This window comes from Jatrophihabitans sp. sgz311053 (assembly GCF_056135305.1).
In genome coordinates this window covers 289,374-303,309 of the sequence record NZ_JBWAXP010000001.1, presented here as the reverse complement: position 1 = coordinate 303,309, position 13,936 = coordinate 289,374, and the positions used below count along the sequence as shown (strand labels likewise).

General features: G+C 72.3%; 10 protein-coding genes. 7 read left to right on the top strand and 3 right to left on the bottom strand.

Translation table 11 applies throughout. The features are described from left to right. The first annotated feature begins 77 nt into the window (after positions 1 to 77). The 4 genes from AC0NZQ_RS01145 (at position 78) to AC0NZQ_RS01130 (ending at position 5,886) form a co-directional block, all read left to right on the top strand. A complete protein-coding gene (locus tag AC0NZQ_RS01145) occupies positions 78 to 2,741 on the top strand; it encodes an FAD/NAD(P)-binding protein (RefSeq protein WP_474527778.1) in 2,664 nt (887 codons plus the stop codon). 77 nt (positions 2,742 to 2,818) lie between these two features. Continuing rightward, entirely contained in the window at positions 2,819 to 4,015 is a 1,197-nt protein-coding gene (locus AC0NZQ_RS01140; protein WP_474527777.1) for an acyl-CoA dehydrogenase family protein, read from the top strand. Positions 4,016 to 4,093: 78 nt separating this feature from the next. Next, on the top strand, positions 4,094 to 5,221 hold the full coding sequence (locus AC0NZQ_RS01135; protein WP_474527776.1) for an acyl-CoA dehydrogenase family protein: 1,128 nt from the start codon (positions 4,094 to 4,096) through the stop codon (positions 5,219 to 5,221). Next, on the top strand, positions 5,218 to 5,886 hold the full coding sequence (locus tag AC0NZQ_RS01130; RefSeq protein ID WP_474527775.1) for a maleylpyruvate isomerase family mycothiol-dependent enzyme: 669 nt from the start codon (positions 5,218 to 5,220) through the stop codon (positions 5,884 to 5,886). The genes AC0NZQ_RS01135 and AC0NZQ_RS01130 overlap by 4 nt, the downstream gene beginning before the upstream one ends. A gap of 22 nt (positions 5,887 to 5,908) precedes the next feature. Here the strand turns inward: AC0NZQ_RS01130 and AC0NZQ_RS01125 are convergent, their stop codons facing one another. Then, a complete protein-coding gene (locus AC0NZQ_RS01125; RefSeq protein ID WP_474527774.1) occupies positions 5,909 to 8,050 on the bottom strand; it encodes a hypothetical protein in 2,142 nt (713 codons plus the stop codon). A gap of 98 nt (positions 8,051 to 8,148) precedes the next feature. Between AC0NZQ_RS01125 and AC0NZQ_RS01120 the strand changes: the two genes are divergently transcribed. After that, positions 8,149 to 8,466 carry a putative quinol monooxygenase gene (locus AC0NZQ_RS01120; RefSeq protein ID WP_474527773.1) on the top strand — a complete coding sequence of 106 codons (318 nt, stop codon included), beginning with the start codon at positions 8,149 to 8,151 and terminating at the stop codon, positions 8,464 to 8,466. Between the two features lie 71 nt (positions 8,467 to 8,537). Here AC0NZQ_RS01120 and AC0NZQ_RS01115 read toward each other — a convergent pair whose 3' ends face one another. Then, on the bottom strand, positions 8,538 to 10,697 hold the full coding sequence (locus tag AC0NZQ_RS01115; RefSeq protein ID WP_474527772.1) for an NADP-dependent isocitrate dehydrogenase: 2,160 nt from the start codon (positions 10,695 to 10,697) through the stop codon (positions 8,538 to 8,540). Between the two features lie 118 nt (positions 10,698 to 10,815). Here AC0NZQ_RS01115 and AC0NZQ_RS01110 point away from each other — a divergent pair, with 118 nt between their 5' ends. Then, entirely contained in the window at positions 10,816 to 11,577 is a 762-nt protein-coding gene (locus AC0NZQ_RS01110; RefSeq protein WP_474527771.1) for an N-acetylmuramoyl-L-alanine amidase, read from the top strand. Between the two features lie 71 nt (positions 11,578 to 11,648). Then, a complete protein-coding gene (locus AC0NZQ_RS01105) occupies positions 11,649 to 11,948 on the top strand; it encodes a DUF4235 domain-containing protein (RefSeq protein ID WP_474527770.1) in 300 nt (99 codons plus the stop codon). Positions 11,949 to 11,951: 3 nt separating this feature from the next. On the opposite strand, the gene AC0NZQ_RS01100 is transcribed toward AC0NZQ_RS01105, so the two are convergent. Beyond that, positions 11,952 to 13,925 carry a hypothetical protein gene (locus tag AC0NZQ_RS01100; RefSeq protein WP_474527769.1) on the bottom strand — a complete coding sequence of 658 codons (1,974 nt, stop codon included), beginning with the start codon at positions 13,923 to 13,925 and terminating at the stop codon, positions 11,952 to 11,954. Positions 13,926 to 13,936 lie beyond the last annotated feature (11 nt).

Genomic DNA, 13,936 nt, shown 5'->3' with positions numbered 1-13,936 from the left:
CTGTAATCCGCAGCCCACTGCGAGACGGCTGATCCGCTAGCATTGCCTGCCACATCGCTAGACAAAGGAGTATATCGATGCAGGGGTGTACCGGGCCGGCGGTCGTGGCCATCGTCGGGGCAGGCGCCAGCGGCACGCTGAGCGCGATCCACATCGCACGGCAGGCGCGGGCTGCGGGCCGCGCGGTGCGGATCGTGCTCGTCGAACCGAATCGCGTCGCCGAGGGCCTGGCCTACAGCACCCACGACCCCCGGCATCGGCTGAACGTCCCCGCCAAGGGGATGAGTGCCTATCCCGACGACCCCGAGCACTTCCTGCGTTGGCTGCGGCGCCATGTCGCGGTGGACTACCCCGCCGGCGGCTTCGCCCCGCGGCTGCACTACGCCGAGTACCTGTCGTCCTGCCTGCTCGACGAGACCGGCCCGGCCGTCGGCGTGGAGCTCGAGCACGTCGCCGCCCGGGCCACCGACCTGCGCCGGCACGGCCGGCGGCTGCGGCTGACCCTGGACGACGGCACCAGCCGGCCGGCAGATGCTGCCGTCCTGGCCATGGGCCACGGCAGTCCGTCGCTGGCGTGGGCGCCGGAGGCGCTGCGCCGCTCCCACCACTTCGTCGCCGATCCCTGGCGCGCCTCGTCGGCACCGGTGGTGCGGGCCGGCGACGAGGTCGTGCTCGTCGGGGCCGGGCTGACCATGGCCGACATGGCGCAGCGGTGGGGACGCGCCGGGGTGCGGGTCCACGTGGTCTCCCGCCACGGCCTCATGCCGCTGCCGCACTCGCGGGAGCCACAGCCCCCCGCGGCGAGCCCGGAGCTGCCCGACGCACCGCTCTCGCTGCCGCAGCTGCGCCGGCTCGTCTTCGATCGCATCCGCGCGGCCGACGGGGACTGGCGCCGGGCGGTGGACGGCCTCCGTCCGATCACGGCCGCGCTCTGGACCCGCATGGACGACCAGGCCCGCCGCGGCTTCCTCCGGACCGCCGCTCGTCGCTGGGACCGGGTCCGCCACCGCGTGGACCCGGCGCTGGACGACTGGCTCGCCGCGCGCGTGGCCGAGGGTTCGCTGGTCGTCCACGCCGCAGAGGTCACGGCGGCGCGGGAGGTGCCGGGCGGTGTCCGCGTCGAGCTCGGCGACGGCAGCACCGTCACGGCGGCGGTCGTCCTCAACTGCACCGGGACCTGCGTTGCGGTGCAGCAGGACGAGGACCCGCTCGTGCTGAACCTGCTCAATGCCGGCACCGCGCAGGCCGGACCGCTGGACCTCGGCTTCGCCACCGACGCGGCCGGCCGGTTGCGCCCGTCGGCCGGGGCACCGGCCGCGGTCTGGGCCGTCGGGCCGCTGCGCCGCGGCCAGCTCTGGGAGAGCACCGCGATCCCGGAGATCCGCTGCCAAGCCGCTGCTCTGGCCACCGAGGTGGTCGCCTCGCTGCCGGCTCCGTCGCTGCGCCGACGGGCCCGCGATCCCTACGGACTGCCGCTGACCGCCTCGGACGGGGCGGCGGAGGCCTACACCGCGGCGCTGGGACGGATCTTGCGGGTGCAGTCCGGGGCCGAGGAGCTGATCGCCGACGCAGTGCGCCTCGATCCCGACTTCGCCCTAGGTCACGCCGTCCGGGCCCTGCTCGGCGTCGAGTGGGGCGCCGAGGTGGATGTCGACTCGGCCCTCGCTGCCGCCCACCGGACCATGTCCCGCGCCGACGAGCGCGAGCGCCGCTTCGTCGAGGTCGCGACGGCGCGGGTGCGGGAACCGGGCGCGGACTCGGCGGCGACGCTGCTCGCCTACATCCAGACCTATCCCGAGGACGCCCTCGCGGTCAGCATCGCCGTCCCCACCATCGCCTTCGGTGGGGCCACCGAGATCCCCGCCGAGGCCTGGGCGCTGGTGGAGGGGCTCTCACCCGCCTACGGCGGTGACTGGTGGCATCGCGGCCTGCTGGCCTTCGTCCGGCAGGAACAGGGTCGTTACGACGAGGCGCGCGAGCTCGCCGACCTCTCCCTCGCCGAGGAGCCGGCGGCCGGGCACGCCGTCCACGCCCGCACCCACGTCCACTACGAGACCGGTGACCACCGGGCCGGGCTCGACTGGCTCGACGGCTGGGTCGCCTCCTGCGGGGCGCGGGCCTCGCACCGGGCGCACTTCTCGTGGCACGCCGCCCTGCACGAACTCGCGTTGGGTGACGACGGCGCCGCGCTGCGCCGCTACGCCGGCCAGCTGGCGCCGCCGATGGTCTCCGGTGTCCGTGCCCTGGTCGACTCCGCCTCCCTGCTGTGGCGGGGGCACGTCTCTGGCGCGCTAGACCGGGGGCAGGCAGCCGAGGCGGTCGCACCCGTCCTGGCCACGGTGCCGCGCGGCCTGGTCGAGGACCCGCCGACGGCCTTCATCGGTCTGCACGTCGCCGTCGCGCTCGCCGCGGCCGGCGACTGCCAGGGGCTCTCGCGACTGCGCCGGGCGGCGGCCCGCCGGTCCGAGCCCGAGTTCCGCGAGACGATCGCCGCCCTCGCCGACGCGCTCACCGACGTCGTCCACGGCGACGACGACCTCGCCACCTCGGCGCTGCTCGAGCTGCGCGGCGTCGACCGGCTCGGCGGCAGTGCCGCGCAGCGCGAGATCGTGGAGGAGACGCTCATCCTCACCGCCACCCGATCCGGGCGCACCGACCTCGCACGCTCGCTGCTGCTGAACCGCCTGGAGCGGCGTCATTCGCCGCGCGACAGCACACGCTGCGCCGAATTGACCCGCTGAGGTCCACCCGGCTGCATGAGGCCGAGCCGACGCGGGCATGCTGGGGTTACCAGCAGGTAGACACCGGGAGCCCGCCCATGGACATCGTCCTCAGCAAGGAGGAGAGGGCGTTCGCCGAGCAGATGCGGACGTTCTTCACCACCGAGATCCCCGCCGAGATCCGCGACAACATCGCGACCGGTGGACATCCGAGCAAGGACGACATCGTCACCTCGCAGCGGATTCTCAACCAGCACGGCTACGCGGTGCCGCACTGGCCGGCCGAGTTCGGCGGCCGGGACTGGAGCCCGGTGCAGCGCCACCTGTGGTCCGAGGAGATGTTCCTGGCCCACGTGCCGCAGCCGCTGCAGTTCAACGTCCAGATGATCGGCCCGGTCATCGCGACCTTCGGCTCGCAGGAGCAGAAGGAGCGCTTCCTGCCGCCGACGGCCAACCTGGACATCTGGTGGTGTCAGGGCTTCAGCGAGCCCAACGCCGGCTCGGACCTCGCCTCGCTCAAGACCACCGCGGTGCGCGAGGGCAACGAGTACATCGTCAACGGGCAGAAGACCTGGACGACGCTCGGCCAGCACGCCGACTGGATCTTCAACCTGGTCCGGACCGACCCGGAGGCGAAGAAGCAGCGCGGCATCTCGATGCTGCTCATGGACATGGACACCCCCGGCGTCACCGTCCGTCCGATCCACCTCATCGACGGCGGCTACGAGGTCAACGAGGTCTTCTTCGAGGACGTCCGCGTCCCCGCCGAGAACCTCGTCGGCGAGGAGAACAGCGGTTGGTCGCAGGCCAAGTTCCTCCTCGGCAACGAGCGCACCGGCATCGTCGCCGTCGGTCACCAGAAGGCGCGGCTCAAGCGCATCAAGCAGGTCGCCGCCGCCACCATGAGCAACGGTCGCCCGGTGCTGGAGGATCCGATCTTCCGGGCCCGCCTCACCCAGCTCGAGGTCGAGCTCACCGCCATCGAGATGTCGGTGCTGCGCGTGCTCAACACCGAGACCAAGCGGGGCCACGGCACGCCGGACCCGGTCTCGTCGGTGCTCAAGATCCGCGGCACCGAGCTGCAGCAGCGCGGCACCGAGCTGCTCGTCGACGTCCTCGGCGCCGGAGCGCTCGCCTACCGGGAGAACGCCGAGGTCCCCGAGGGCTTCGCGCCCCTGCCCGACGGCGCGGTGGACGCACTGCCGACCTACTTCAACTGGCGCAAGGCCTCGATCTACGGCGGTTCCAACGAGGTTCAGCGCACGATCATCGCCAAGCAGATCCTGCAGTTCTGAGCGATGCCGCGGCACAGCGCCGTGCATCCACCGCACCTCACCATCGCTCAGCCGAGCGGCACCTAGGAGTCAATACCTATGGAACTGGACCTCACCGACGAGCAGAAGATGCTCGCCGACGCCGTCAAGGGACTGCTGGACAAGCGCTACGCGGCGACCACCCGGCTCGAGCTGCTGGAGAAGGGGACCGCCGACGGCGACCACTTCAGCCGTGAGCTCTGGCGGCAGTACGCCGAGCAGGGCCTGCTGGGGCTGACCGTCGACGAGCAGTACGGCGGTGCCGGCATGGGCAGCGGTGAGCTCGCCGTCGTCATGGAGCAGTTCGGCCGCGCGCTCGTCCTCGAGCCGTTCGTCGCCACCGTCGTCCTCGGCGCCGGCGTGCTCACCGCGCTCGGCACTCCCGAGCAGAAGGAGCGGCTGCTGCCCGGCGTCGCCGGCGGCGAGACCTTCCTGGCGCTGGCGCACACCGAACCGGCCTCGCGCTGGTCGCTCACCGACATCGCGACCACCGCGACGAAGACCGGCGACGGCTGGACCCTCTCCGGCCAGAAGATCGCCGTCCTCGGCGGTGACGTCGCCGATCAGCTGCTTGTGACGGCGCAGACGCCTGAGGGGCTCGGCGTCTTCCTCGTCGACGGCGCCGCCGTAGCCCGCGACAGCTACCTGCAGCAGGACGGTCTGGGCGGGGCGGACGTCCTGCTCGACGGCGCGTCCGGTGAGCTCGTCGGCGAGGTGGCCGAGACCGAGGCCGCGCTGAGCCTGGTCTTCGACACCGCCACCGCGGCGCTGTGCTGGGAGGCCGTCGGGGCCATGGAGCGGGCGCTGTTCATGACGGTCGACTACCTCAAGACGCGGCAGCAGTTCGGGGTCCCGCTCTCGGTGTTCCAGGCGCTGCAGTTCCGCGCGGCCGACATGTACGTCTCCTACGAGCAGGCCAAGAGCATGGCGATGCTGGCGCAGCGCGCCCTGGAGGTCGACGACCCGGTCGAGCGGCACCGCATGGTGGCGGCGGCCAAGGTGCAGATCGATCTCTCCGGCAAGCACATCGGCCAGGACGCGATCCAGCTGCACGGCGGCATCGGCGTCACGATGGAGTACCCGGTGGGTCATTACACCAAGCGCCTCACCGTGATCAGCAAGACGCTGGCCGACACCGACACGCTGCTGGAGCAGGTCGGGCAGGGTGCGGGCCTGGTCCCGGCATGAGTGACGTCGACCCGGTCGCCGAGTGGGCTGCCTCGCAGCAGCGCGTCATCGAGCTGGTCGAGAACCTCGACGACGAGGCCGCCGAGCGGATCGTCCCCTCCTGCCCGGCCTGGACGGTGCGCAACCTGCTGTCCCACGTGATCGGCCTGGACGCCGACGTCCTGGCCGACAACGAGGCCGAGGACCACAACGAGGCCTGGACGCAGCAGCAGGTCGACGACCGTGCCGACCACTCCATCGCGCAGCTGCTCGACGAGTGGCGAGGCATGACCGAGCCGCTGCAGCAGTGGATGCGCGAGAACAACCCGCGCCCGATGGGTGACGTCGTCATCCACGAGCAGGACCTCCGCGGCGCCCTGGGGGTGCCCGGCGCGCGCGACACCGCGGCCAACGCGTCGCTCTTCGACACCATGGCCGGCATCTGCGAGACCAAGGCGACCGCCAAGGAGCTCGAGCCGCTGCGGCTGGAGGGCGAGAGCTACGTCTTCGGACCGCCCGAGGCCGATGTCGTGGTCCGTGCCTCGGACTTCGACCTGCTGCGGCTGGTGTTGGCGCGGCGATCGGTCGGGCAGCTGCGGTCCTGGGTGGCCCAAGGTGACATCGAGCCCTACATCGACTGTTTCGGCGCCTTTGCCCCGCTGCGGGACACCGACCTGGTCGAGTAGCGGCGCGGCCGGGCCGGCATCGTCAGGACGGTGCCGGCCGCTCACCCGGCAGCAGCGGCAGCCCCGCGTCGCTCGTGCTCTCCTCGCCCTTGTGGGGCCGCCAGCTCCAGGCTGACGCATCGTCACCCCGCTCGTCGCGCTCCCGGTTGCGGGTGCGGACGAAGAGGCTGGCGCAGCCGGCGACGAGCAGCAGCGCCACGAGTCCGAAGATGATCAGCGGTCGCAGGACGCTGCCGGCTGCCACCTCGCGGCTCACCAGGCCGCGGCCGGGGTCCGGCCGTACTCCGGCGAGGAAGATCGCGCCGTCGGGTGCCGCGCCGGTCGTGATGGTCACGGCCGGATTGCCGGTGAGGACGAACCGCGCGACCACGGCGTAGCAGGCGTTCCGGGTCGCTGCCGGGGTTCGGAAGTCGTAGGCCGCGTCGCCGCGGGTCGCCACCCGGCTCACCGTCGTCGGGAACTCGCCGGCGGCGAAGCGGGCGTCTCGGCAGCCGCCGATGGGCAGCGAGTCACCCGGCAGCACCCCGATCGAGACGGTCCCGGCGAAGCCGTGGCTGCCGGCCACCCGCACGACGCCGGGCATCGCGGCGCCCCGGGGTCCCGAGGTCGCCGCCGTCGCCACGCTGAGCGTCGGCCGCAGCACCGCCGTCCTCGTCGTCGGCTCGGACGAGGTGGTCACGGTGCGGCCGTCCAGGCTGACCTCGCTGTCGATCACCAGGCCGTAGCAGCCGACCGCGCGGAGATCGGCAAGGCGGGCGGTGGCGGCGAGGGTCCCGTTCGCCGGGCGCAGCGCGATGAGCGCCGAGCGCGCGGCCACCGGGGCGGTGGTGAAGTCGCCCGAGCAGCGACCTTGGGCGATGGGCAGGGGTCCGCGCGCCAGCACCGTCGTCCGGACGGTAGCGCGGCCGGGTTCGGCACCGACGACGGTGGCGGTGACGCCTCCCGGTCCGGTCACTTGTGGGGCCCGCACGCTCAGCGTGAGGGCCGCGACGGTGACGCCGACGACGGCGGAGTCGGCCCGTTCGGCCGGTTGACTGTCGGTGGTGGTGACGGCGGCGACCAGCCCGTAGCAGCCCGGCTGCAGCGGTCCGGACTGCTGCGCCCGGTAGCGGGCATCGCCGCGGAAGGTGAAGACGTCCTGGTACGCCGTCGGCGCCTTCACCAGGGTGGCGTCGTCGATCGTCGCGCAGGCGCGCCCGTTCGGCGGCGCGACCGGACCGTGCAAGGCGAGCTGGCCGGAGCCGGAGTAGCCGAACGTGCCGGCGACGGCCGCCTGCGGCCGGAGCGTGCCGCCGGAGAGCACGAGCTGGTCGGCCGAGACCGACACGGCAGGCCGCGGGTGCAGCACCGGGCGCAGCACGCCGGTGCCGGTGATGTCGCGCAGCGGTGCAAGCGCCACGGCCGCGGGGGTGGAGTCGAGGTAGGTGAGGCCGTCGGGGACCTTCGCCGTGGCGGTGATCGTGGTGGCCGCCGCGGGCGGGACGACGACGTCCACGCGCGCGGTGCCGTTGTCGCCGGTGCTGGCGCTGGAGGTCGAGCCGCCGCCGCTCACCACGACCGGGACGTCCGGTAGCCCGGCGCCGGAGGCGGCGCGGACCGTCACCGTCGCGCGGGCGGTGGCGCCGGGGATGACGTCGCCGGGCAGGTCCACCGACACCGAGTAGGGGCCGGCGTCACGGCGCGCCTCGGCGAGCCGCCGGTCGGCCCGCGACGCGCTCGTGCCGCCCTGGCCGAGGCAGCGGCGCTGCGCCTCGCCGTCGCCGGCGAGCTGCGCGACCAGCGCGCTCAGCTCGGCGAGCTCGGCGGCCGAGCCGTCCTGATGGGCGGCGAGGAGCGCGGCCACCGTCGCGATGTCCGCGCCGGAGAAGCCGGCCTGGCCGGGCGCCATCGTCTGCGGCGTGCCGCTCACGGGTGCCGGCTGCTGGGCCGCGCCCCGGCCCTCGATGTCGGCGGTGCTGAAGGCGCGGACCGTGCCGTTGACCGTCCAGGAGCCGAGCGGGACGTCGGTGTCGCCGTCTCGGCAGAGCACGCCGTCGTAGGAGGCACCGGAGGTGCCCCACGGCGTCGCCGCCGTCGCCGCGGGTGCCGCCGCCACTCCGCTGAGCAAGACCGCCAGCGCGGTCGCGACGAGCGCACCGCGCCGCAGGCAGGATCGGACGGGCACAACACGAATCACACCACGGCAGGGGTGGCCACCGGGAGTCGAGGGGGTTGTCGTGCCGTGACCGGCTGACAACCTCTCGTGGCGGGAAGGATGTCCGCATGATCGTCATCACCGCGAAGTTCCGTCCCAAGGACCCCGAGGCCTGGCCGCAGATCTCGAAGGAGTTCACCGAAGCGACCCGCAGCGAACCCGGTTGCCTGTGGTTCGAGTGGTCGCGCAGCGTAGACGACCCGGCCGAGTACGTCCTCATCGAGGCGTTCCGCGACGGCGACGCCGGCGGCGAGCACGTCAACTCGGCCCACTTCATTAAGGCGCGGCAGGATCTCCCGCCGCATCTGACGGCGACGCCGAAGATCATCAGCTTCGAGGCCGAGGGAGACGGCTGGTCCGAGCTGGGTGAGATGAAGGTCGACTGACCGGACGACTCTGGAACGCAGAGGCCCCCGCAGGATCACCTGCGGGGGCCTCGTTCGGTCTCGCGACCGGATCAGTGCGGCTCGACGACGCTGTCGTCCGGCTCGCCACCGAGGGCGCGCAGCGCGGCGTTGAGCGTCGCGCTGGGACGCATCGCGGCCGAGACCTTGGCGGGGTCCGGCTGGTAGTAGCCGCCGATGTCGACCGGGCCGCCCTGCACACCGTTGAGCTCGGCCACGATCGTCGCCTCGTCGGCGGCGAGCCGCTCCGCGATGTCGGTGAAGGCCGCGGCGAGCTCGGCGTCCTCGGTCTGGCCCGCGAGCTCCTTGGCCCAGTACAGCGCCAGGTAGAAGTGGCTGCCGCGGTTGTCCAGCTCGCCAGCCTTGCGAGACGGCGACTTGTTCTCGTCCAAGAAGGTGCTGGTGGCGCGGTCGAGGGTGTCGGCCAGGACCTTGGCCCGCGGGTTGTCCGTCTTCTCGGCCAGCATCTCCAGCGACGGCGCGAGGGCGAGGAATTCGCCGAGGGAGTCCCACCGCAGGTGGTTCTCCTTGACGAACTGCTGCACGTGCTTCGGCGCCGAGCCACCGGCGCCGGTCTCGAAGAGGCCACCGCCGCTCATGAGCGGGACGATCGAGAGCATCTTCGCGCTCGTGCCCAGCTCGAGGATCGGGAAGAGGTCGGTGAGGTAGTCGCGCAGCACGTTGCCGGTGACCGAGATCGTGTCCTCGCCCTTGCGGGCCCGCTCCAGGGTGAAGCGGGTGGCGGCGGCGACGTCCAGGATCTCGATCTGCAGGCCGTCGGTGCCGAGCGCCTCGAGGGCCGGGCGGACCTTCTTCAGCACCTCGGCGTCGTGGGCGCGGCTCTCGTCCAGCCAGAAGACGGCCGGTGAACCGGTCGCGCGGGCACGGGCGACGGCGAGCTCGACCCAGTTCTGGATCGGGTCGTGCTTGGTCTGGCACATCCGCCAGATGTCGCCGGCCTCGACGTCGTGTTCGAGCAGCGTGCTGCCCGCGGCGTCGACGACGCGGACAGTGCCGGCCGACTCGATCTCGAAGGTCTTGTCGTGCGAGCCGTACTCCTCGGCCTTCTGCGCCATCAGCCCGACGTTGGGGGTCGTGCCCATCGTCGACGGGTCGAAGGCGCCGTTGGCGCGGCAGTGCTCGATGGTCTCGGCGTAGAGCGGGGCGTAGGACGAGTCCGGGATGACGTACTTGGTGTCCTGCTGACCGCCGTCGGAGTCCCACATCTGGCCGGACGTGCGGATCGCGGCCGGCATCGAGGCGTCGATGATGACGTCGCTCGGGACGTGGAAGTTGGTGATGCCGCGGTCGCTGTCGACCATGGCGACGTCGGGACCCGCGGCGATGGCGGCGTCGACAGCCTCCTTGGCCTCGGGGTGGGCGCTGAGCAGCGTGCCGAGGCCGTCGTTGGGGCTGACGTCGGGGTAGCTGTCGTAGACGTCGCCGACGACGGCGCGGACGGCGTGGCCGAAGATGATGGGGTCCGAGACCTTCATCATGGTGGCTTTGAGGTGCACCGACAGCAGGACGCCACGCTCCTTGGCGTCGGCGACCTGGGCGGCGAGGAACTCGGTGAGCGCGGCCTTGCGCATCACCGCGGCGTCGATGACCTCGCCGGCGAGCAGCGAGGTCTTCTCCTTGAGCACGGTGACAGCACCGTCGGCAGCGACGTGCTCGATGCGGACGTCGGTGGCGCTCTCGACCGTCGTGGACTTCTCCGTCGATCGGAAGTCACCCTCGGTCATCGTCGAGACGTGCGACTTCGAGTCCTGCGACCACGCGCCCATCGAGTGCGGGTGCTTCCGGGCGTAGGCCTTGACGCTCGCCGGGGCGCGACGGTCGGAGTTGCCCTCGCGCAGCACCGGGTTGACGGCCGAGCCCTTGACCTTGTCGTACTGCTCGCGGGCGTCCTCGTAGTCGGGCAGGTCGTAGCCCTGCTCGCGCAATTCGACGATGGCCGCCTTGAGCTGCGGGATGGAGGCGCTGACGTTGGGCAGCTTGATGATGTTGGCGTCGGGCGTCTTGGCCAGGTCGCCGAGCTCGGCCAGCGCGTCGGCCTGGTGGCCGAAGGCGGCGAGGATGCGGCCGGCCAGCGAGATGTCGCGCAGCTCCAGCTCGATGCCGGCAGGCTTGGCGTAGGCCTGGACGATCGGCAGCAGCGACTGCGTCGCCAGCGCCGGCGCCTCGTCGGTGTGGGTGTAGATGATCTTCATGCGCCGCCGTCCCGGTGGTCGTGGATGCCTCGGATGTACGGCATCCACGCTATCGAAGCGACGCGGGGCGCTGGCGCTGGCATCATGAGTCACCCCCCGCCCTTTCGGATGTGACGTCATGCCCGCACGCCGAGTGCTCGTCCTGTCGCTGGTCGCCGTGCTCGTCGCCGGGCTGACCTCGGCGCTCCCGGCGAGCGCAGCCGCTCCCCGGCGACCGGTGATCGTCCTCGACCCGGGCCACAGCCGCACCGTCCACGCCATCGACCGGCGCACCGGTCTGGACGTCTCGGACTACGAGAACGAGCCGGAGATGCGGGACATGTGGCAGGTGGCGAAGCTCGTCGCCACCTCGCTGCGTCGCGCCGGTTACCGCGTCGTGCTGACGAAGCGGACGCTCGGCCAGCGACGCAGCCTCGCGCAGCGCGCGGCGGTCGCCAACCGCGTGCACGCCGATCTGGCGCTGAGCATCCACGATCAGGCGGGGCGGCCGGGCGGCATCGGGTTCCGCCGTGGCAACAACATCGTCTACCGCCAGTCGGTGGGTGGCTACCGCCGCACGCCGACGGGACGCAAGGTCGTCTTCCGCGACAAGGCCCTGGCCCGGACGAGCGCGCGATACGCCGCGCTCTTCGCCTCGGAGCGACGGCGGGTGCAGCGCGTTCCGGTGCACGTGCAGCGCGACGCCGGGTACGACCTGGGGTCGCGGGGTCTCGCGGGCGGACGGATGTGGATGGTGCAGCTGCTCTCGCGAGTGCCGTGGATCTACAACGAGGCGGGCGGCAACAGCCGCGGCCGGATAGGCCTCAGTGCCGCCGACCGTCGGATCTATGCCGCGTCGCTCGTGGCCGCGGTGGAGCGGTGCGTCCCGATCCGGCGCTGAGCTGATCTCGCAGGCGTCGGTCGGGGTAGGTCGCGGAGAGGGGACCGTCGCCGGCGGCCCCGTCGACTCTCGTGGAGGACACCGTGCTCAAGCTTGTCTACAAACCGTTCGGCATCCTCGCCAGCGTGCTCGGTGGCGTGATCGCCGGCGCGCTCTTCAAGCAGATCTGGAAGGTCGCCGGCGGCAAGAACGACGCCCCGGACGCCAAGGATCTGGACGCGTCGTGGAAGGAAGTGCTCATCTCCGCTGCTGTTCAGGGGGCGATCTTCGGCGGCGTCAAGGCGCTTGTCGACCGAGCCGGTGCCACCGGCTTCGAACGGGCGACGGGCGCGTGGCCGGGTAACACCGAACCGCGGGACAAGGTCGCCTGACGATCAGCGCACCCAGGTCTTGCCGCTGGTGCGGCTGGCGGGTTCGTAGCCGAAGTGACGGGCAGTGACGGTGACGCTGAGGCGCTTGCCGCGCAGCGGCTTGGTGATCGTGAGGCTGCGCGCGGTGGCCTTGGCGATGGCTCGGCCGTTGGCGTACCAGCGGTAGCTGAGGGTCGGACGCGGCTGCCAGGTGGCGGTGGTGGCGCGTAGGGTGCGGCCCACCTTGGCCCGGCCGGTGATGCTGACCTGGCGGGTGCTGATCCGTCCTCGTCCGACGGGGGCGGTCGCGGTGGAGGTGGCGCTCGCCGTGGCGTAGCCGTCCCGGTAGCCGGTGACGCGGACGCTGATCCGTGAGCCGTAGGCGCTGCGGGGGACCACCAGTGACGCACCGGTCGCTCCCGGCAGCGGCGTGCCGTTGCTGAGCCACTGCAGGCTGTACCGCGACGGGGCGGGGGTCCAGGTTCCCGTGGCCGCCACGAGGCGGGAGCCGACGCGGGCGACGCCCAGCACCCGGGGTCGGCCGGGCTGCAGCGCCGCAGGGGACGCGGTGCCGGGTGTGGTGCCGTCGATCGTCACGGCGACGTCGGCGCCGTCGCTCGTCATGCCGTCGACGGTGATGGCGATCTTGCCGCGGCGGAACGACTCGCCGGCGACGAACGAGGTGATGGTCGTGCCGTCGGATTGGCGGGTCATCATGCTCGTCGAACCGTCGGACTCGATTCGCTCGACGACCACGCCGGGGCGGTAGGCGTAACCGTAGAAGGTGTAGCGGCGTGCGTAGAACGAGGTGGCGTCCCGTCCGGTGCCGGAGCGGTACTCGACGGCGTACTTCGCGCCTGACGACGGGTCGGTGACGATCAACCCACGCCGCCCGGATGCCGTCCCCCGGCCGTTGAGGTGGAGCGTCGAGTTGGTGGTCACGGTGGGGACCTCGTCGCTGCTCGCGATGCCGGTCTGCACGCGGTAGGCGGTGTCCAGGGCAGCCGGGGTCCAGGAGCCGCCGCCGACGGCGAGGCCCATGATGCTGTAGAGGTCCCAGTACTCGTCGATGCCGCAGGTGGGGGCGCAGCGCTCGACGTTGGCGTGCTGCAGCGACAGGTTGTGACCCAGCTCGTGGACCCCGACCGCGACGGCGGTGTCGCCGAGGGTGACGGTGGTCCAGCCGCCGGCGCGCAGCGACCAGCCCACCGTGCCGATGCCTGCCGCGCCGTTGTCACCGCAGGAGTCGGGGACGACGACCATGAGGTGATTGCCGGCGTCGTTGAAGTTGACGCCGGGGAACTTGCCGGCGGCCTCGTTCCAGGTCGCGGACGGGTCACCGAGACCGCAGCCGCTCACCGAGGTGGCGTACTTGACGGTGGCGGCCGGCTGCGTGAAGGAGGAGATGTAGCCGTCGCTCTCGGTGGTCCAGTAATTGCGCATCTGCTCGGTCTTGGCGGCGATGGCGCTGTCCGATTCGAGGGTGCCGCGGTTGGTGATGGCTGCGACGTAGAGGCGGTGGCTCGACGCCGTGGCCGACGGGGCCACTGCCTGCTCACCGATCGCGGCGGTGGTGACGGGCAACGGCGTGGTGGCCGTGCTGGCGGCGGCGAGGACGGCTCGGCCGTCTGCGCTGCTGCCGCTCACCTCCTCGTCGGCGTCGATCGTGGCGCCGCGCGACTCGGCCCGCCGCTCGACGACCGGGGTGATGGCGAGCTCGCCGCGGAAGCTACGCGGGCCGGCGAACTCCTCCGCCCGAGCGAGCGAGACAGGGACGAGCCGGCCACCGGGGAGCGCCACGGCGTAGGAGTCGGGGCCGTCCTCGCGATGGATCGGGGTCAGCGTGCCGGTGACGCTCACCGTCGCGGCCCCCGCCAGTGCGGGATTGCGGTACGTCGTGCTCGGGGCGGCGGGGTCCGGCTGCGCGGCGGCCAGCGTGGCGGGGACGGCCAGGCCGGCGGCGACCACCATGGCCGCCGTGAGCAGGGCTGAACGCATACCGCGCTCCT

Bases quoted from the DNA above. Each gene is read 5' to 3' on its own strand.
- AC0NZQ_RS01145 (WP_474527778.1), top strand. From the start codon at position 78: ATGCAGGGGTGTACCGGGCCGGCGGTCGTGGCCATCGTCGGGGCAGGC.
- AC0NZQ_RS01140 (WP_474527777.1), top strand. From the start codon at position 2,819: ATGGACATCGTCCTCAGCAAGGAGGAGAGGGCGTTCGCCGAGCAGATG.
- AC0NZQ_RS01135 (WP_474527776.1), top strand. From the start codon at position 4,094: ATGGAACTGGACCTCACCGACGAGCAGAAGATGCTCGCCGACGCCGTC.
- AC0NZQ_RS01130 (WP_474527775.1), top strand. From the start codon at position 5,218: ATGAGTGACGTCGACCCGGTCGCCGAGTGGGCTGCCTCGCAGCAGCGC.
- AC0NZQ_RS01120 (WP_474527773.1), top strand. From the start codon at position 8,149: ATGATCGTCATCACCGCGAAGTTCCGTCCCAAGGACCCCGAGGCCTGG.
- AC0NZQ_RS01115 (WP_474527772.1), bottom strand. From the start codon at position 10,697: ATGAAGATCATCTACACCCACACCGACGAGGCGCCGGCGCTGGCGACG.
- AC0NZQ_RS01110 (WP_474527771.1), top strand. From the start codon at position 10,816: ATGCCCGCACGCCGAGTGCTCGTCCTGTCGCTGGTCGCCGTGCTCGTC.
- AC0NZQ_RS01100 (WP_474527769.1), bottom strand. From the start codon at position 13,925: ATGCGTTCAGCCCTGCTCACGGCGGCCATGGTGGTCGCCGCCGGCCTG.